The sequence below is a fragment of the Amycolatopsis australiensis genome (genome assembly GCF_900119165.1).
Lineage (GTDB): Bacteria > Actinomycetota > Actinomycetes > Mycobacteriales > Pseudonocardiaceae > Amycolatopsis > Amycolatopsis australiensis.
This window is the reverse complement of record NZ_FPJG01000006.1, coordinates 8620641-8638851: the sequence shown is the minus strand read 5'-3', so window position 1 is coordinate 8638851 and position 18211 is coordinate 8620641. Positions and strand designations below refer to the sequence as shown.

Here is an 18211-nt window from a genome sequence, read left to right as displayed (position 1 = left end):
GACCGGGAAGGAGGGCCACCGCATGGGCGTCGTGACACCGGGCTTCCACGGCCGGGCTCGCAGCGGCAACCCGCGCCTGCCACCCGGGCAGTACCTGGCCGAGGACTTCCCCGTGCTCTCCGCGGGCCCGACCCCGCGCGTGCGCACCGAAACCTGGGAATTCACGGTCACCACCGAGACCGGCGAGAAGCACACGTGGAACTGGGCCGAGCTGATGGCCCTGCCCAGCGAAAAGCCCACAGTGGACATCCACTGCGTCACCCAGTGGTCCAAACTGGACACTCGCTGGCGCGGCGTCGCGGTGGACACGCTCGTCGGCGGGCTCGACACCGCCGCCGACTACGTCATGGTGCACTCCTACGGCGGCTACACCACGAACCTGCCGCTCGCCGACCTGCTCGACGGCCAGGCCTGGATCGCCTACGAGTACGGCGGCAAGCCGCTCACCCCCGAGCACGGCGGCCCGGCGCGGCTGCTCGTGCCGCACCTGTACTTCTGGAAGTCCGCGAAATGGGTGCGCGGACTGGAACTGAAGACCCGTGACGACCCGGGCTTCTGGGAGAACGCCGGCTACCACGACTACGGGGATCCATGGCGCGAACAGCGGTATCAGGGCGACTAGCCTGGCGGATCGCCCGCCTGGCCGGCTTCCGCGACGAGACGCCGACAGCCCGCACGCTCGTCTTCGACCTGCCCGGCTGGCCGGGCCACCTCGCGGGGCAGCACGTCGACGTCCGGCTGACGGCCGCCGACGGCTACCGCGCGCAGCGCAGCTACTCGCTCGCCGCGCCGGCCGATGGCGACCGCGTCGAGCTGACCGTCCAGCGCGTCGCCGGCGGCGAAGTGTCCGAGCACCTCACCGGTCCGTACGCGATCGGCGACCCGGTCGAGATCCGCGGCCCGGTCGGCGGCTGGTTCGTCTGGCGGCCCACCGACCCGGCGCCCGTGCTGCTCGTCGCGGGCGGGTCGGGCATCGTCCCGCTGATGGCGATGATCCGCGCCCGCCGGGCCGCCGGTGTCCGCACGCCGTTCAAGCTGATCTACTCGCTGCGCACCCCGGCCGAGCGGTACTACGCCGACGAGCTGCGCACGCCGGTCGCGGGCCTGGACGTCACGTACGTCTACACCCGCGAGCTGCCGGAAGGCCGCCCGGGCATCCCGCGGCGCATCGACGTCGCCACGCTCAACACGGCGGGCTGGCCGGCGGAGTTCGGCGCGTCCTGCTTCGTCTGCGGGCCGACCGGTTTCGTCGAGACCGTCGCGGACATCCTGGTCGCCCTCGGCCACGACCCCCACCGCATCCGCACGGAACGGTTCGGGCCCAGCCGCGACTGACCGACCCCTCCGATGAATAGGTGACACCGTGCCCCGCTGAGCGGGAAATTGTCGACACCGGCGCGTAGAGATCCTATGTTTCGTCCCATGCTGACCAAGTGGGGCTCGAAGCGGCGCCGCACCGCGATGACCGTTCTGCTGGCCGTGGGCGCGCTGCTCGCCACGACCGGTCCGGTGGCCGAGGCGGATCCGGACGCCGCGAGCCGCGACGTCTACGTCTCGCCCGCCGGCTCCGACCACGCCCCGGGCACCGCACGCCACCCCGTGCGGACCCTCGAACAGGCACGCGACCTCGTCCGGCAGCGGGCGCCGCGCCTCACCCGGGACCTCACCGTGCACCTCGCGCCCGGAGTGTTCCGGCTCGGCGAGCCCCTGCGCCTGGACGCCCGGGACTCCGGCGGCAACGGCCACCGCGTCATCTGGCAGGGCAGCGGCGACACCGAGCTGAACGGCGGCGTGCGCGTCACCGGCTGGCGGCCGGTGCCCGGTCGTCTCGGGTTGTTCGCCGCGCCCGCGCCCGCCGGGCTGGACAACACGCGGCAGCTCTACGTCGACGGTGTCCGGGAGCAACGGGCCCGTGGCCCGCTGCCGGTGACCGTCAAGGCCACCGAAACCGGCTACACCGCGAGCGCCGACACGCTGGCGCACTGGCGCAACCCGAAGGACATCGAGTTCGTCTACACCGCCGGCGAGGCGCTCTGGAACATCCAGCGCGACGGCCTCGGCCAGTGGACCGAACCGCGCTGCCCGCTCGCCGCGGCCGAGGGCACGACCATCACGATGGCCCAGCCGTGCTGGGACAACTCGACGAAACGCGTGCTGTTCCCGGACATCCCCGGCCGCAGCGTCAACATGGTCGGCCCGGCCGACCTCACCAACGGCCGCCACCCGACCTACGCGGAAAACGCGTTCGAGCTGCTCGACACCCCGGGCGAGTGGTACCTCGACCGCGCCGCGCACGTCGTCTACTACCTGCCCAAGGCAGGCCAGGACCTGCGCCGCGCCGACGTCGAGATGCCGGTGCTGGAAAAGCTCGTCGACGCGCGGGGGATTCACGACGTCGCCTTCCGCGGGCTGCGCTTCTCATACGCGACGTGGCTGACGCCGTCTTCGCCGGAGGGCTTTTCCGAAATCCAGGCCGGCTACACGATCACCGGCGCGAACGGCTGGGCCGTGCAGGGACTCTGCCAGTTCGTGCCCGGCGGTACCTGCCCGTACGCGTCGTGGACGCGCGAACCCGCGAACGTCTCCGTGTCCCACGGGCAGCGCGTCGAATTCGCCGACAGCGTGTTCGCGCACCTCGGCGGCGCCGGGCTCGACCTGATCGACGGCACCAAGGAGTCCCAGGTCCGCGGGGACGTCTTCACCGACATCTCCGGCAACGGCGTCCAGGTCGGCGGCGTGGACAAGCCGGTCACGGACACCGACGCCGACGTCGTGCGCGACGTCGTGGTGACCGACAACCACCTCTACGGCCTGCCGCGCGAGTTCCACGGCGGGGTACCGATCGTCAACGGCTACACCGTGCGGAACACCATCTCCCACAACCAGATCGACCACGTCGGCTACTCGGCGATCTCGGTCGGCTGGGGCGGCTGGCCGGACAAGATCAAGCGGCCGGCGACGCCGAACCTCTCGCACGACAACACCGTCTCCGACAACCTGATCTTCGACTACATGCTCATGCTCGACGACGGCGGCGGCATCTACACCCAGGGCATCACCGGCAGCTCGCTCGACGACGGCGAGAAGGTCACCGGCAACGTCATCCACGACCAGTGGGGACTCGGCAAGGGCGTCTACACCGACAACGGCAACACCTACGAGACGATCCGCGGCAACGTCCTCTACCGCACGGCGTACTTCAACGTCGGCACGGTGCACGTCGACTACCGCGACGATCTCGGCAACAACGACCCGACGCTGATCGAGGGCAACTACTGGGAGCAGGGCGACCGCGACAAGTCCGACAAGGGCGCGATCACGCGGAACAACACGATCCTCGCGCACCCGTCCGACGCCCCGGCGGCGATCGTCGCGAACGCCGGCCTCGAACCGGCTTACCGCGGCCTCCTCGCGCGGCAGGTCGGCGGCCTGGCGCCGCCGGAGGCGCCGTCGCGGGTCGGGACGTTCGCGGCCCCGGGAAAGCTGTACGCGACGTGGAACCCGACGTTCGCGTTCAACAACGCCCCGGTGACGGACTACGTCGTCACGGCGACGGGCGGCGGCACCACGAAATCGACGACGGTCTCCGCGGCTGACTTCGCGAAGCGCGCGTACGCGGAGATCTCGAGCCTGACGGACGGGACGGCGTACACCGTGACGGTCGCGGCGCGCAACGCGTACGGCGTGAGTGAGCCGTCGCTGGGCGCGGCGCCGGTGACGCCGGGTCCGCGGCCGGGCGCGCTGCCGGGCGTCCCGACGAGCGCCCGGGCGCTCCCGAGCGCGACGGCGGCCTCGATCCGCTGGAACCCGCCCGCGGCGACGGGGGACACCCCGGTGCTCGGCTACGTGATCACGGTGTCCGACGGCCGGACGATCGCGGTGGAAGGCCGCGACGCGCTGGTCACGCAACCGACGGTCAAGGGCATGACGCGGGTGGTCGACAACCTGAAGCCGGCGACGGCGTACACGTTCACGGTGGCCGCGGTGACGGCGACCGGAACCGGCCCGGCGGCGACGTTCACGGCGACGACCGCGGCCGCCTGACCAGCGCCGGAAAAAAAGTTCGGTCGCCGATGTCGAGAACGCGGCATCGGCCGCGTCCCAGGGTCGGCGGCGGTCACGAGGGCCGTCGCCGACACGGGAGGCAACCATGACAGTCCGCCGGATGGATCACGCCGGGTTCGTGGTCGAGGACCGCGCGGCCGCGGTCGCGTTCTTCGTCGAGCTGGGCCTGGAGCCGGAGGGTGAGACGACGGTCGAGGGCGACTGGGTGGACCGGCTGATCGGGCTGGACGGCGTCGGCGCGGACCTCGCTTTCGTGCGGACCCCGGACGGCCACAGCCGGATCGAGCTGTCGATGTTCCGCACGCCGGAGCCCACCGGCACCGCGCCGTGGGAGCCGGTGAACACGCCGGGCATCCCGCGCCTGACGTTCGCCGTCGACGCGCTCGACGACGTTCTCGAGCGCCTGCGTCCCTACGGTGCCCAGCTGGTGGGCGAGGTGGTGCGGTATGAGTCCTACTGCCGGTACGCGTACGTCCGCGGCCCCGCGGGCGTCATCATCGGACCGGTCGAAGAGCTCGGCTGACGTACTGACCTTCACCCGAAGGGATCGCCACCATGGCCGTCGCCGCTGACCTCGACCGCGCCACCGACTCGAAGTGGGACTGGGTCGCCGAGCAAACCCGCACGTACCTGGCCTCCGGGGGAACGGAGGGCCACGAGTCGAACGGCTTGTACACGCTCATCCTCGCCACCACCGGGCGCAAGAGCGGGCTGCCCCGCCGCACGTGCCTGATCTACGGCACGTCGGGGGAGGACTTCGTCGTCGTCGCGTCCAAGGGCGGCGCGGACGAGGACCCGGAGTGGTTCAAGAACCTGGAGGCAGAGCCGAGCGTCGGGGTTCAGGTCGGCCCACGCCGGTTCACCGCCCGCGCCCGGGTCGCATCGGCGGCCGAGCGCGAGACGCTGTGGGCGCAGATGGGGGGCATCTTCCCGCTTTATGCGGAGTATGTGGAGAAGACCGAGCGCACGATCCCGATCGTCTTGCTCACGCCGCAGGACTGAGCTGGGGAGGATGCCTCGGCCAGGTTGCGGGTGGATCTTGCCGGGACGGCTCGCGTTCGGAGGGCTGGGTCGGGCGGGATGCCTGGGGGTCTTGCCGGGCTCGCGCCCGCAGCGCTGAGCTGGGGTTGCCTTGCGGTCGGCAGTGGTCTTGCCGGGCGGGGTGGCTCGCGTTCGGAGGGCTGGGTCGGGCGGGATGCCTCTGGGGGTGCCCGCGGAGGTTTTGCCGGGCTCGCGCGCCGGGCTGAGCTGCGCGGGCTGCCTTGCGGCCGACCGCGGGTGGTCTTGCCGGGCTCGCGCCCGCAGGACTGGGCCGGGCGGGGCTGCCCTACAGCTCGGCCAGCCGCGGGTCGATCCTGGCGAGCAGGGCGTTGAGCGTGGCCCGCTCGCCCTCGTCGAGCGGGGCGAAGATCGTCTCGGCGATCTTGGCCATCGCGGTGTCGAAGCCCGCGATGCGGTCGATGCCCGCCGGCGTGGCGTAGACGCGCTTGCTGCGTTCGTCGCCGGCTTCGGTTCGGCGCTCCACCAGCCCGCGGTGTTCCAAACCCTTCAGCAGGGTCGATACGTTCGCCGGGGTCGTGTGGGTCATCTTTGCGAGGTCGCGTTGGATGGCGCCCGGGTGTCGTCGCAGGTACTCCAGCGCTGTCGCCTGCTCGAAAGTCAGATCCCGGTCGCGGACCCACTCCTCGGCCGCCCGGCGCTGGGTTGCCGTGATGGAGCGCAGGCAATCTGTTAATGACTTAACTATCTGTGGTTGAACTGGTGGACGCCGGATCAGCGGCAGGAACAGCTCGTCGACGACCGACCGGATCCGCGTGGGCTCCAAGGGCTTGAGGTCCATGAGCATGTCGTGCCGCACCAGGTCGAACGGCATGGCCAGCACAGCCGGCGGGACGCGTTCGAGGTCGATCTCGCCGCGATCATGGGCGCGCCGGTAGATCGTGCGCGGGAAAGGCTCGGCGACCATCACCTTCTCGCGCACCTGCGCCGGTGTGAGACCCGTGCCCGCCGGCAGTCCCGCGAACGCGGCCGCCGTGGCGATCGCGAAGAAACCGGCCAGCGACTCGCTCACCGCCGTCAAGTACGCCAGCAGGTCGCCGCGCAGGGTGCCGGTGTCGGGGACCGGCACCGGGTTCGACTGCCGGTGGTGGCGGATCGCGGCCAGCACTGCCTCGTCCTTGTTGGCCCAGCGGCGGTACAGCACCGCCTCACTGGTGCGGGCGCGCGCGGCGATCGACGCCATCGTCAGGCGGGCGTACCCGGCCTCGGCCAGCTCGTCCCACGCGGCGGTGAGCAGCGCGGACTCGAGCTGCTCACCATGACGGCGACCGGCGACCATTCCGTCAGCCTAGATAGGTTTGCCTTTCTCGGCAACCGTCACTATCGTCGTTAGAAAGGGAATACTTTCTTAGGGGATGGCCATGATCGACGTGCTGATCGCGGGCGCCGGCCCGACTGGGCTCACGCTGGCCTGCGACCTCGCCCGCCGCGGCGTCTCGTTCCGGCTGATCGAGGCCGTGCCCGGGCCGCGGCCCGGCTCGCGCGGGAAGGGCGTCCAGCCGCGGACCCTCGAGGTGTTCGACGACCTGGGCATCGTCGACCGCGTGCTCGCCCACGGCCGGATGGCGATGCCGATCCGGATGGTCGCGTCCGATGGCTCGGTGACCACCGTCGGCGTCGAGCCGCCGCGGCCGCGTCCCGACATCCCCTACCCCGCAAGCTTGATCACGCCCGAGTGGCGTGTCGAGGAAGCGCTGCGGCTCGGCGGCGCGGTCGAAGTCGAGTTCGGCACCACGCTCACCGGATTCGAGCAAACCGGCGAAGGTGTCTCGGCGGCGGTGGTCAACGACGGCGTGACCGAAACGATCACCGCGCGCTGGCTGGTCGGCTGCGACGGCGGGCACAGCACCGTCCGCAAGCAGGCCGGGATCGCGTTCGAAGGCGAGACGCGCGAAGAGGTGCGGATGATCGTCGCCGACGTCGCGGTCGACGGTCTCGACCGCGACTCCTGGCACATGTGGCAGCACGCCGACGGTCTCGTCAACCTCTGCCCGCTGCCCTCGACCGGTGTCTTCCAGTACCAGGCCGCCGTCGCGCCGGGCCAGGACGCCGACCTTCGCCTCGCGAACCTGCAGGCGGTCCTCGAACGGCGGACCGGGCGGACCGACATCCGGCTCCACGCGCCGGCGTGGTCGTCGTTGTGGCGCGCCAACGTCCGGCTCGCCGAGCGCTACCGCGCGGGTCGCGTGTTCCTCGCCGGCGACGCGGCGCACATCCACTCGCCGGCCGGCGGCCAGGGGATGAACACCGGCGTCCAGGACGCGTACAACCTTGGCTGGAAGCTCGCGGCGGGCGCACCGGCGGCGTTGCTCGGCAGCTACGAAGCCGAGCGGCGGCCGGTCGCCGCCGGTGTCCTGGCGCTGTCGGACGAACGGCTGGCGCGAGCGATCGAGCAGCAGAGCATCCCGATCCACCGCGACGCGAGCACCACGCAGCTGGCCGTGAACTACTGCGGCTCGGCATTGGCCCGCGACGACCGCGACGACACGGCCCCGCTCCGCGCCGGCGACCGCGCGCCGGACGCGCCCGGGCTGGCGACGGCGGAGGGCGAACGCAGGCTGTTCGACCTGACACGCGGCGGCCGGTTCACGCTGCTGGACTTCGGCGGCGCGCCCGCATCGGACGGCATGCGGACTTTCCGCGTCGTCGCGGACCCGGCCGGACCGGGCGAGATCGCCGACACCGCGGGCCACCTGGCGGCCGCCTATGGCGCGGGTGGTCGCACGCTGGTGCTGATCCGCCCGGATGGTTATGTCGGGCTGATCTCCGACGCCGGTGACGCTTCGGCCGTGCGCGAGTACCTCGCCGGGATCGGTTCTGACGCGGGTTAGAGGTCGGTCGTGCGGGTCTGCCTTGCCGACCTCGAGTGCGCCGCGGGTCAGGTCGGCCGTGCGGGTCTGCCTCGCCGACCTTGGCTGCGCCGCGGGTTAGGTGAGGTCGGTCGTGGGCCTGCCTTGCCGATTTTGGGTGCGCGGCGCCCGGGCGTGTATCCGGCCTCGCCGAGATCGCCTCCGCGTCCTAAGCCCCCGCGTCCGGTCGTGACAGCAGCTCTCGCAGCGTCGCCAGCAGCTCGCGGCGGTCCGTCGCGCCCAGCTTGCCGCGGATGCGGGCCATGTGGTGCTCCACCGTCTTGCCCGAAATGAACAGCTTGCTGCCCGCCTGCTTGTACGTCAGCCCCTCGACCACCAGGCGGGCCACCTCCAGCTCGCGCTCGCTCAGCGCCGCCAGGCCCGTTCCGGCCGCCGGTTCCGGGGCTCCCTGGTCGCGGCGGGCCGCGGTGCCCTGGAACTGGCGGGCCGCCTCCAGCAGCTGGACCATCGCCTTGCGGTCCGACGTCCGGATCGCCGCCTGGCCCGCGAGGCGCGCCGCGTCCCAGCGCAGGCCCAGGTCGTGCAGTTCCGCCGAGGCCGCGGCGACCGCGTCCGGGTCCGATGTGCCGCCCAGCACCGAAAGCCAGCTCCGGGCCGCCGCCGCCAGTGCGCTCGGGTAGCGGCCGCAGTGGGCGTGGGTCGTCAACGTCGCCAGGTGCGCCTCGGCCGCTTCGCGGTCCTCCAGCGTAATTGCCGCGTGCAGCTCGTGCCAGACCAGCGAGACCGTCCACAGTGGAGGCTCGCCGAGCTTCTCCAGCAGGCCGTGCGCCCGGTCCAGCTGACCGGACAGCTTGGCGAACGCGCCGGTGCGGGCCGCCGCGATCGCCAGCTCACCCAGCGGCAGCAGCGAAAACAGGTCCGTCTGCTGCCGCATCGACGCCTGGTACGCGCGGTTCCACGACCGCTGCAGCCCGACCAGGTCACTGGCCCGCCGCGCCAGGCCCAGCTCCAGTGTCGCGAAGAACAGCTCGTCGCGCGCCTCCAACGTCCGGCCCGCCACGGCGTCGTGGTGTTCGGCCGCCGTGGCGAGATCGCCCGCCGTCATCGCGACCCAGCCCAGCAGGAGCCGGTGCCGGGCCGCCAGGAGGTCGCCGCCGATCCGGCCGTCGAGTGCGCGCGTCAGCACCGACTCCGCCAGCGCCAGCTCGCCGGTGTGCAGGGCGGCGATGGCCGCCAGGGCCGCCGGGCTGTCCGGCAGCAGCGTGCCGCCGAGCGCCGGCTCCAGCATCGCCGCCGCGCCCAGCAGCGTCGACAACGTCTCCGTCGCGCAGCCGGACACCGAATCCGCGATGCCGCGGGCCATCCGCGTGGCCGCGCCCGCGAACAACGTCGGGGCGACGCCGGGGGACGGCGAGTCCAGCAGCCGCCGGGCGCCCTCGAGATCGCCGGTGCCGACCAACGCCGTCGCGGCGAACGCGTCGCCGCGGCCCGCCCAGTGGTACAGCTCCGCGCTGCGGGCCAGCTCGCCGCGGTGCGCCAGCACGGTGGCGGCGATCGCCGCGCCCGACGCGCGGGTTTCCGGGTCGGCCGCGCCGAGCATCCCGTCGCCCAGCCGCAACGCGGTGTCGAGATCGCCGGACAACGCGGCCGCGCGCGCCCAGCCCGCCGTGACCGCGGAGGACCGGTCGCCCGCTTCGGCGGCCGCCTCGAACAGCCGGGTCGCCAGCCGCGCGTCGGACGGCAGCGCTTCGGCCGCCGCCGCGGCGAACGCGGCCGCCGCGGACGCGCCGGAGGTGCCCGTCCCGAGCAGCGAGCGGGCCAGGTCGAGCACCGGGAGACCGTTCGCCAGCTGCAGCTCGACCAGCCGCTGCACCGTCGCCAGCCGCCGCGCCGGCGGCCCGAAGTCGCGGACCGCGACCGCGGCCAGCGGCGGCAGCGTGTCGTCGGGGCCGAGCAGCCCCGTCGCGCGGGCCGCTTCGACGATCGCGGGCAGCTCGTCGGGACGGCGGTCCAGCAGCGCGCCCAGCAGGTCGAGGTTGCGCCCGGCGCCGGCCTCGGCCGCGATCAGGTAGCGCAGCACGTCGTCGTCCAGCTCGTCCAGCTCCGGCCGGAAGTCCTCCAGCCGCCCGAGCAGCTCCCGCTCGGCCAGCCGCGGCACCCCGCCACTGCGTGCGTGCAGGTCGGCCGCGGCCGCCGGGTCGGCGGGCTTGCCCGTGACCGTCTCGATCAGCCGGGCGACGTCCTCGACGCCGAGCGGGCCGAGCTGCAGCACCGTCCAGCCGGCCGCCACCGCGGTCGGCCGGTGCGCGACGACGATCGGCCCGTCCGCGCCGGTGAGCAGTTCCGCCAGCTGATCGCCACTGAGCCGGTCGGCGTCGTCGACGAGCAGGGCCTCGACACCCGCTTCGCGGTAGCAGCGGTCGAGCGCCGCGAGCAGCACGCTCTTGCCGTAGCCGCCGGGGGCGACGACGGCGAGCCGCAGCGGCGCAGCGGGGTCCGCGGCGACCTGGTCCAGCAGCCGGCGCGCGGCCGGGTGCACGGGAACGGTGTGCGGTGGAACCTGCGTGAGCAGAGTGTTCAACAGTGACCTTCACCGGAGGGGGCGCCGGGGCCGGCGCAGTGGCTCGGGGCGGGGGACGGGCCGGGACCCGCGGTGGCTTCGCGGGCGGTGAGCGTGATCACGACGGCCGAGACGGCCGCGGCGAGCACGAGGACCGCGGCGGCGAGCGGACGCCGCCGGCGGAACAGGTTCAGCGGGCCGGTGCGCTCGGGCAGCTCGAACGGCGTGATCTCGACCGGCGGCCGGGGCGGCCGCTCGCCGAGGTCACCGAGCGTGTCGACCTGGGGGAGCAGGGTGGTCTCGACGGCGGGGGGTTCGTGCGGGGCGCCCCGGTTCTCCACGCGCAGCGCCGCGAGCGCGGCCGCGCCGAGCGCGGCGGTCGCCGGTGGAACCGGTCCCGCGAACACCGGGCACGGCGGGCGGGCCGGCAGCGCGTGCGGCGGGACGTCGCCGCAGAAGACGACGCCGGCCAGCCCCTTGGGGGACGTCGAAGCCGCGCCGGCGAGGGCGAACAACGTGCTCAGCGCCGCGGCCGGGGCCACACCTTCGGCACTCGCGGCGGGCTGCCAGCCGCTCGCGCCCGCCGTGGCCAGCGTGACGTGCACGCCGTCGGCGCCGAACTCGCAGACCCCGGCGGCCTGCGCGCCGGGACCGGGCACCGGCAGGTGCGCGCCCAGCGCCGCGACCGAGCCCGGCACCAGCGTGACGGCGGTGAACCCGGCGTCGGCCAGCGCCCGGCGCAGCACGTCACGCCGGTAGGCGCCCCAGTCGCCGGGGTGGGTCAGCACCAGGTGGCGCGGGGCGCCGCCGAACAGGTTCGCGGCGTGCTCGGCGATGCCCTCGACCAGGACCGTCGTCAGCGTCTCGGGCGGGAACGCCTCGCCTTCGACGAGCATCGGCACGTCGTCGCCGATCCGCCGGTGGAAGCCGGTGAGCAGCCGGGCGGGAACCCGGGCGCCCGCCTGCGCGGCCGCGTCACCGGTCAGCAGGTACCCCTCGTCGTCGAGGAAGAGCGCGGAGGCCGCGGCCGGGGTCCGCTCGCCCAGCCAGAGGGGTTCGGCCTCGCCCCAGCCGTCGCGCGTGCGGCGGCAGGTCGCGGCGTGGGTCCGGCCCTGGGCCACATCGATCCCGAGGACGTAGGACAACGGCGCTTCCTCCTCACCTCGTAGGGCCGATCAGGGGTACGAAATCCCCCTAGGGCTCGGGGCATCCTCACCCAAACGGGTTAGTCAGGCAAGTCGTTGGAAGGATTTAACCCAACTAAGCGCGTCTCGGATGAGCCCCTAACTCCCTAACGATGACATATCGATCCCCTATCGGCTGACCGGACTGCGACTCGGAGTGATCCCCGATGTGCGCTGGGGGACGGTCTCCCTAACTTGGGCGAGGCAGGCACCGGTCGTGGCGATCGGTGCTGTCCCCGATCCACCGGACCAGGAGAACTCCCCATGGACTCCGTGCAGACGTTGCACGATTTCGCTCTCAACCTGCTCAACGACCCGACCGCGCTGGCGGCCTTCGGGACGGACCCGCAGGGCGCGCTCGCCGCCGCCGGTCTCGGCGACGTCAGCGCCGCCGACGTGCACGAGGTCATTCCGCTGGTGCTCGACTACGTCCCGGTCGACAGCCTCCCGGCCGTCGGCGGGCTGCCCGCGGTCGGCGGCCTGTCCCCGGTGGGTACCGACGCCCCGGGCATCCAGGGTGCGATCGACCAGCTCACCGCCCTGACCGCGGGCCTCGGCCTGCCGGCCGCCCCGGAGCTGCCGGGTGTCGGCGACCTCGGCGTCGGCGAGCTGCCCGCCGTCGGTCAGCTGCCCGCCGTGGGTGCCGTGCCGGGCGTGAACGACATCACGAACGCCGCGAGCGCGACCGCGCTGGCCGGCAACGTGACCGGTGCCGTCCTCGGCGGCGACCTGGCGAACGGCCTCGACTCGGCCGCGCTGACCAACCTGACCGCGGCTCCGGGCTACCTGAGCGACCCGAACACCGGCGTGGCGCCGCAGGCCGTTTCGGCCGCCGGCTCGGCCGTGTACGACGTCAAGGACGTCGGCGCGCACGTGGACGCCCAGGTCAACGCGGTCACCGAGCAGGTCCACGGCGTGACCGGCGGCCTCGGCGGCGACCTGGTCGGCAACGTCACCGGCCACATCGGTGACTTCTCCGGCATCCTGCAGGGCGCGGGCGAGACCGCGCACTCCGCGGGTGGCGAGCACCACGGTGGCCACGGCCCGCTGGGCGAGGTCACCAACGTCGTGACGAACGCCACCGGCATCAGCGTCGACCACAACGCGGTCAGCCAGGTCAGCGACGTCGCGAGCGGCAACGCCTCGGCCGTGCACGACGTGGTCTCCGACGTGGCCGACGTCAGCCACAACGCGCTGGGCAACCTGCACATCGGTGACGTCGCGTCCCACAACGACATCCACATCGGGCACTGAGTCCCGAACCGGTCACCGGTGCCCGTCCCGCGGTCTGGGTGCAGCCGCGGGACGGGCACCCGGTGTGCGCACGGGGAGTGAACCGGGGACACTCGTTCCCCGTGACCGCCCCGGCTTGGCTCGAAGTGCTCAACGAGACGCTGGACGCGTGCCGCACGCACGGCCGCGCCGATCTCGCCGAGCGCCTGCGCAGACGCCGTGACGCCCCGATCGGGCAGACCCGGCTCGGCGTGCTCGGCTTTCCCAAACAGGGCAAGGGATACCTGCTCAACGCCGTGCTGAACGCGCCCGTGTGCGCGGTCGGCGACGCCCCCACCCCCGAGGTCCCCACCGAAATCGGCTACGCCGCCGAACCCGCGGCCACGCTGGTCGCCCGGTCCCGCGAACGGATTCCCGTCGCGGTCGACCGGCTCACCGGCGAGCTCGGCGCCCGGCCGGCGGGCACGCTGAGCCGCGTCGAGATCGGCGTGCCCCGTGAACTCCTCTCGGCCGGGCTCGTCCTGGTCGACACCCCGCCGGTCGGCGACCCGCGGTCGCCGCGCACCGCCGCCGCGCTCGACCTGCTCGCCGAAGCGGACGCCGTGATCCTCGTCTCCGACGCGACCGCGCCGCTCAGCGCCGCCGAGCTGGCGCTGGCCCGGCACGTGCGCACCTGGTGCCCGCACGTCGTGCTGGCGCTGACGAAGATCGACGCCTGTCCCGGCTGGCGCGCGGTCGCCGAACGCGACCGCGCGATGCTCGCCGAGGCCGGGATCGACGCGCCGGTCCTGCCGGTCTCGGCCGTGGTCCGCCAGGCCGCCGCGAAGGCCGGCGACGCCGAGCTCAACGCGCGGTCGGGGTTCCCCGAACTGCTCACGTGGATCGCCGAGCAGGCCGCGCGGCCGCCGGAGCAGTCCCGCGCGCTGCTCGCCGCCATCGGCGTGCGCGCCGCCGCCGCGGAGCTGGTGGAGTCGCTGCGCGACCGCATCGACACAGCCGCCCAGGACGCCGGGCTCGGCCAGGCGGCGCTGCTGCAGCGGGCGCAACGCCGCGCCGACGACCTGCGCCGGCAGAACACCCGGTGGCAGAACCTGCTTTCCGACGAGATCACCGACCTGCTCGCCGACGTGGAGTATGACCTGCGCGAGCGCACGCGCAAGATCGTCACCACGATCGACCAGACCTTCGACGAGGGCGACCCGGCGAAGGTGTGGGACGAGTTCGCGCCGTGGCTGGACGCGGCGCTGGCCGAAGCCGTCGAAACGAACTACGCGTGGCTCACCGAGCGGGCGCAGTGGACCGCGCAGGCCGTGGCGGCGTGCTTCGGCGCCCAGTACGACCGCGCGCTGCCCGACCTGCCGCTCGACGGCTCGGGCGTGGAACACCTCGACGACGTCCGGCGGCCGAAGATCGAAAAGTTCAAGATCGGCCAGCAGGCGTTCACCGGCCTGCGCGGCTCGTACGGCGGCGTGCTGATGTTCGGGCTCGTCACCAGCCTGCCGTGGCTGGGGCTGCCGCTGATCAACCCGGTGTCGATCAGTGCCGGCGCAGCGTTCGCGTTCAAGACCATCCGCGACGAGGGCGGCATGCGGCTGCAGCGGCGCCAGGCGGTCGCGAAGGCGGCGGCGCAGCGGCACGTCGACGACGTCTTCCTGCGGTTCAGCAAGGAAACCCGCGACGCGATCCGCGGCGTGCAGCGGCGGCTGCGCGACCACTTCACCGGCCTGGCCGAGGATCTCGCCGACGAGCTGACGCGCGAGCGCGAGACGATCATGGCCGGCACGGCCGAGCGCGAGCGGCGGACCGTCCACATCAGACGGGAGATCGACCGCCTCGCCGCGCTGCACCAGCGCGCGGGCGAGCTCGGCACGATCGCCGGGCGGCAGCGGCGGGAGCTTTCGGCGTGACGCAGGACGTCCGCGACCTGCTGCACGCCGCGGCCGGGCTCTACCGCGACGACCCGCGTGCCTCGGCGGTGCTGCACGACTGCCTGAACCGGCTGGAGCAGCCGTTGCGCGTCGCGTTCACCGGACCGCCGGCTTCGGGGAAGACGACGCTCGCGGCCGCGCTCGGCGAATGGCCGACGCGGGCGCTGCGCGACGTCGTGCTGCTGGACGACCCGGGCCCGGCGGGCGAAGTGCCGGACGCGACCGTGCGGCTCGTGCGGCACCTCGAACCGGACGAGCTGGCGGCGGCGCACCCGCCGGCCGGCTCGGCGTTCGCGCGCCAGAGCGCGGTCAACTCGGTACTGGTGCTGTCGCGGGCCGACGAGGTCGGCGCGGGCCGGATCGACGCGTTGCTGACGGCGAAGCAGCTGGCACGGCGGGCGTGGCGCGAAGACCCGCTGTGCACGGGGTTTCTGGGCGTGATCGCGGTCGCGGGCCAGCTGGCGTACGGCGGGCGGTCCCTGCGTGACGACGAGTTCGACCTCCTGGCCGCCTTCGCCGCGGTACCGCGCGAAGAGCTGGAACGGCACGTGCTTTCGGTCGACTCCTTCACCGACCCGGCTTTTCCGGGCCCGATCCCGGTGGAGACGCGGCGGTCGCTGGTGGTGCGCTTCGGGCTGTTCGGCGTCCGGCTGGCACTGACGCTGATCCGCACCGGCTGCGACGACCGCGTCAAGCTGTCGGCGGAGCTGGTCCGCCGCAGCGGTCTCGGCGAGCTGCGGGACACGCTGGCCGGCTGTTTCGTGGCACGGGCGGAGGCATTGAAGGCGCGCACGGCGATCATCCGGCTGGAGGCGCTGCTGGCCGCGCACCCCCGCCCGGGCGGCGACCGCCTGGTGTCCCGGGTGGAGCGTTTCGCGGCGGCGGCGCACGACTTCCGCGAGCTGCGCCTGATCGCGGACATCCGCGGCGGCCGGACGGCGCTGTCGGGCGAGCCGGCGGAGGAGGCGATCCGCCTGCTGGGCGCCCAGGGCACGGCCCCGGCCGACCGGCTGGGCCTGGAGCCGGACGCGGACCCGGGCGAGATCTACGACGCGGGCTTGGACGCGTTGCGGCGGTGGCGGCACGAGGCGGAGCGTCCGGACCGCCCGTACGCCGAGCGCGCGGCGGCGCACGTGGTGGTGCGGTCGGCGGAGGGCCTGCTCGCGTTGTTCGTTTAGCGCGGCGGATCGGGCATTGACGGCACGGCGGGTGCGGCGCACCATAGAGCGGTCTATGGTCCAGCGCCGGCCGGAGGGAACCCGCCATGCCCGAAGACGTCCGCCCCCGGGTCCGGTTGTTCGGTGAGCTGCTGGCGCACTGGGCGCGGGAACGTCCCGAAGCGACCGCGCTCCTCTTCGGTGACCGGTCCTGGACCTGGGCGGAGTTCGGCGAACGGGTCCGGCGGCTCTCGGGCGCCCTCGCGGCGGCCGGTGTCACCCGCGGTGACCGCGTCGCGTTCGTCGACAAGAACCACCCCGCGTGCCTCGAAACGACCTTCGCCGCCGCCGGGATCGGGGCCGCCAACGCCGTCGTCAACTGGCGGCTCTCCGGCGACGAGCTGGCGTACGTCCTCCAGGACGCGGGCGCGAAAGTGGTCTTCGTCGGCGCCGAGCTGGTGCCCGCACTCGACGCCGTGCGCGATCGGCTGCCCGCGCTCGACCGCGTCGTCGTGGTCGGCGGTGAGCACGACGAGTACGAGCCGTTCCTGGCCGGCGGCGAGCCGTACACCGCGGACGGCCTCGACGAAGACGACGGCGTCCTGATCATGTACACCAGCGGCACGACCGGCTTCCCGAAGGGCGCCGTGCTGACCCACCGCAGCGTCCTGGCCCACGGCCTCGCCGCGGGCACGGCGTTCCCGATCGGGCCCGGCGACGTCAACCTCGTCGCGATGCCGCTGTTCCATGTCGGCGGCAGCTGCTACGCGGTTTCCGGCTTCCTCTACGGCGAACCGTCCTACCTGACCCGCGAGCCGGACGCGGCTTCGCTGTTCGCCGCGCTGCAGGCCGGGATCACGCACGCCTTCCTGGTGCCCGCCGTGGTCGCCGGGATCGCGCAAGCCGGCGAGGCGGCGCTCAAGGCGTTCTCCCGGCTGAAGTACCTGTGCTACGGCGCTTCGCCGATGCCGCTTCCGTTGCTGCGCACGGTGCTCGCCGCCTGGCCGGACGTCAAGTTCGCCCAGGTCTACGGTATGACCGAGCTGTCCGGCGCGGTCACCGCGCTCGACCCGGAGGCACACCGGGACGCGACGCGCCCGGAACGGCTGGCGTCGGCGGGCACCGCACTGTCCGGTGTGGACATCCGGATCGTCGACCCCGTCACGCGGGAGGACGCCGAGGTCGGCGAGGTCTGGGTGCGCACCGAGCAGCGGATGGCGGGCTACCTCGGCAAGCCGGAGGCGACCGCGGAGACCATCGTGGACGGCTGGGTGCGCACCGGCGACGTCGGGCGGCTCGACGACGGCGGGTTCCTCTTCCTCGAAGACCGCGTCAAGGACATGATCATCACCGGCGGCGAGAACGTCTACTCGCCGGAGGTCGAGCGCGTGGTCGCCGAGTTCCCCGGCGTGGCCGAGGTGGCGGTGATCGGTGTGCCGGACGAGCGGTGGGGCGAGCAGGTCAAGGCCGTCGTCGCGCCCGCGCCCGGCGAGCGGCTCGACCCGGACAAGCTCGTGGAGTTCTGCCGCGAGCGCCTCGCCCACTACAAGTGCCCGCGCAGCATCGACGTCGTGGAAGCGTTGCCGCGCAACGCGACCGGCAAGATCCTGAAGCGCTCGCTGCGGGAACCCTACTGGCGGGACCGGGACCGGAACGTCTGATGCCGTCGGTGACGCGGCAGGCGTACTTCGAAGCCGCGCTGGAGCTGCTGGCGGAGCACGGGTTCACCGGGCTGAACGTCGGACGGCTGTGCCGCGCCCTGGGCGTCACGAGCGGCTCGTTCTACCACCACTTCGGCGGCTGGCCCGGGTTCGTGGAGCAGCTGCTGGACCACTGGGAGAACCGGCAGGTGCTGATCCTGCGCGAGCGGAACTTCGGCACCGGCGGGCCGTCGGCGGACTTCGCCGCGCTGATGGACCTGACGCTCGGGCTGCCCCACGAGGCCGAGGCGGCGATCCGGGCGTGGGCGGCCAACGACGAAACCGTGCGGGCGGCGCAGAAGCGCGTCGACTCCGCGCGGCTGCGAACGGTCGGCAAGGCGGTGAAGGGCATCGTCGGCGACGCCGACCTGGCGCGGACGCTGACGTCGCTGGGCATGGCGATGCTGGTCGGGCACCAGCAGCTGGCCGCGGCGGGCGAGCACAGCGAACTGGCGACCCTGCTGGCGGAGTACACACGGCTGGTGCACTCCCGCGGGTCGTGAGTGAGAAACAGG

At 73.2% G+C, this 18211-nt stretch carries 14 protein-coding genes; 11 read left to right on the top strand and 3 right to left on the bottom strand.

Annotation, left to right across the window (positions count from 1 at the left end; translation table 11 throughout):
* Nucleotides 1–22: 22 nt before the first annotated feature.
* The 5 genes from BT341_RS41185 to BT341_RS41165 all read left to right on the top strand — a co-directional run bounded on the left by BT341_RS41185 (nucleotide 23) and on the right by BT341_RS41165 (nucleotide 5067).
* The gene (locus tag BT341_RS41185; protein WP_072481370.1) at nucleotides 23–622 is read left to right on the top strand and encodes a sulfite oxidase-like oxidoreductase; all 600 of its coding nucleotides are present in this window, start codon (nucleotides 23–25) and stop codon (nucleotides 620–622) included.
* The gene (locus tag BT341_RS41180) at nucleotides 592–1335 is read left to right on the top strand and encodes a ferredoxin reductase (RefSeq protein WP_072481369.1); all 744 of its coding nucleotides are present in this window, start codon (nucleotides 592–594) and stop codon (nucleotides 1333–1335) included. Before BT341_RS41185 ends, BT341_RS41180 begins: the two co-directional genes overlap by 31 nt.
* Before the next feature lie 87 nt (nucleotides 1336–1422).
* Nucleotides 1423–4044 carry a fibronectin type III domain-containing protein gene (locus BT341_RS41175; protein WP_072481368.1) on the top strand — a complete coding sequence of 874 codons (2622 nt, stop codon included), beginning with the start codon at nucleotides 1423–1425 and terminating at the stop codon, nucleotides 4042–4044.
* Between the two features lie 106 nt (nucleotides 4045–4150).
* Entirely contained in the window at nucleotides 4151–4588 is a 438-nt protein-coding gene (locus BT341_RS41170; RefSeq protein ID WP_072481367.1) for a VOC family protein, read from the top strand.
* Between the two features lie 32 nt (nucleotides 4589–4620).
* The gene (locus BT341_RS41165; RefSeq protein WP_072481366.1) at nucleotides 4621–5067 is read left to right on the top strand and encodes a nitroreductase family deazaflavin-dependent oxidoreductase; all 447 of its coding nucleotides are present in this window, start codon (nucleotides 4621–4623) and stop codon (nucleotides 5065–5067) included.
* Nucleotides 5068–5392: 325 nt separating this feature from the next.
* Here BT341_RS41165 and BT341_RS47160 read toward each other — a convergent pair whose 3' ends face one another.
* Nucleotides 5393–6403, bottom strand: a complete 1011-nt coding sequence (locus BT341_RS47160; protein WP_245805265.1) for a TetR/AcrR family transcriptional regulator C-terminal ligand-binding domain-containing protein — start codon at nucleotides 6401–6403, stop codon at nucleotides 5393–5395.
* 76 nt (nucleotides 6404–6479) lie between these two features.
* Between BT341_RS47160 and BT341_RS41150 the strand changes: the two genes are divergently transcribed.
* Nucleotides 6480–7955, top strand: a complete 1476-nt coding sequence (locus tag BT341_RS41150) for an FAD-dependent monooxygenase (protein WP_072481365.1) — start codon at nucleotides 6480–6482, stop codon at nucleotides 7953–7955.
* Nucleotides 7956–8142: 187 nt separating this feature from the next.
* On the opposite strand, the gene BT341_RS41145 is transcribed toward BT341_RS41150, so the two are convergent.
* Together BT341_RS41145 and BT341_RS41140 are read right to left on the bottom strand one after the other, a co-directional pair.
* A complete protein-coding gene (locus BT341_RS41145; protein ID WP_072481364.1) occupies nucleotides 8143–10515 on the bottom strand; it encodes a helix-turn-helix transcriptional regulator in 2373 nt (790 codons plus the stop codon).
* Nucleotides 10512–11639: an Hsp70 family protein gene (locus tag BT341_RS41140; RefSeq protein ID WP_072481363.1), complete on the bottom strand. Its 1128-nt coding sequence runs from the start codon at nucleotides 11637–11639 to the stop codon at nucleotides 10512–10514. The genes BT341_RS41145 and BT341_RS41140 overlap by 4 nt, the downstream gene beginning before the upstream one ends.
* A 303-nt stretch (nucleotides 11640–11942) precedes the next feature.
* On the opposite strand from BT341_RS41140, the gene BT341_RS41135 reads away from it, so the two are divergent.
* From BT341_RS41135 to BT341_RS41115, 5 genes are all read left to right on the top strand, one after another.
* Entirely contained in the window at nucleotides 11943–12932 is a 990-nt protein-coding gene (locus BT341_RS41135; RefSeq protein WP_072481362.1) for an IniB N-terminal domain-containing protein, read from the top strand.
* Between the two features lie 101 nt (nucleotides 12933–13033).
* Nucleotides 13034–14818: a P-loop NTPase family protein gene (locus BT341_RS41130; protein ID WP_218177822.1), complete on the top strand. Its 1785-nt coding sequence runs from the start codon at nucleotides 13034–13036 to the stop codon at nucleotides 14816–14818.
* Complete coding sequence (locus tag BT341_RS41125) at nucleotides 14815–16017, top strand: GTPase (protein ID WP_072481360.1); 1203 nt, start codon at nucleotides 14815–14817, stop codon at nucleotides 16015–16017. Before BT341_RS41130 ends, BT341_RS41125 begins: the two co-directional genes overlap by 4 nt.
* Nucleotides 16018–16103: 86 nt before the next feature.
* The gene (locus tag BT341_RS41120; RefSeq protein WP_072481359.1) at nucleotides 16104–17657 is read left to right on the top strand and encodes an acyl-CoA synthetase; all 1554 of its coding nucleotides are present in this window, start codon (nucleotides 16104–16106) and stop codon (nucleotides 17655–17657) included.
* Nucleotides 17657–18199, top strand: a complete 543-nt coding sequence (locus BT341_RS41115) for a TetR/AcrR family transcriptional regulator (protein ID WP_072481358.1) — start codon at nucleotides 17657–17659, stop codon at nucleotides 18197–18199. Before BT341_RS41120 ends, BT341_RS41115 begins: the two co-directional genes overlap by 1 nt.
* Nucleotides 18200–18211: the final 12 nt, after the last annotated feature.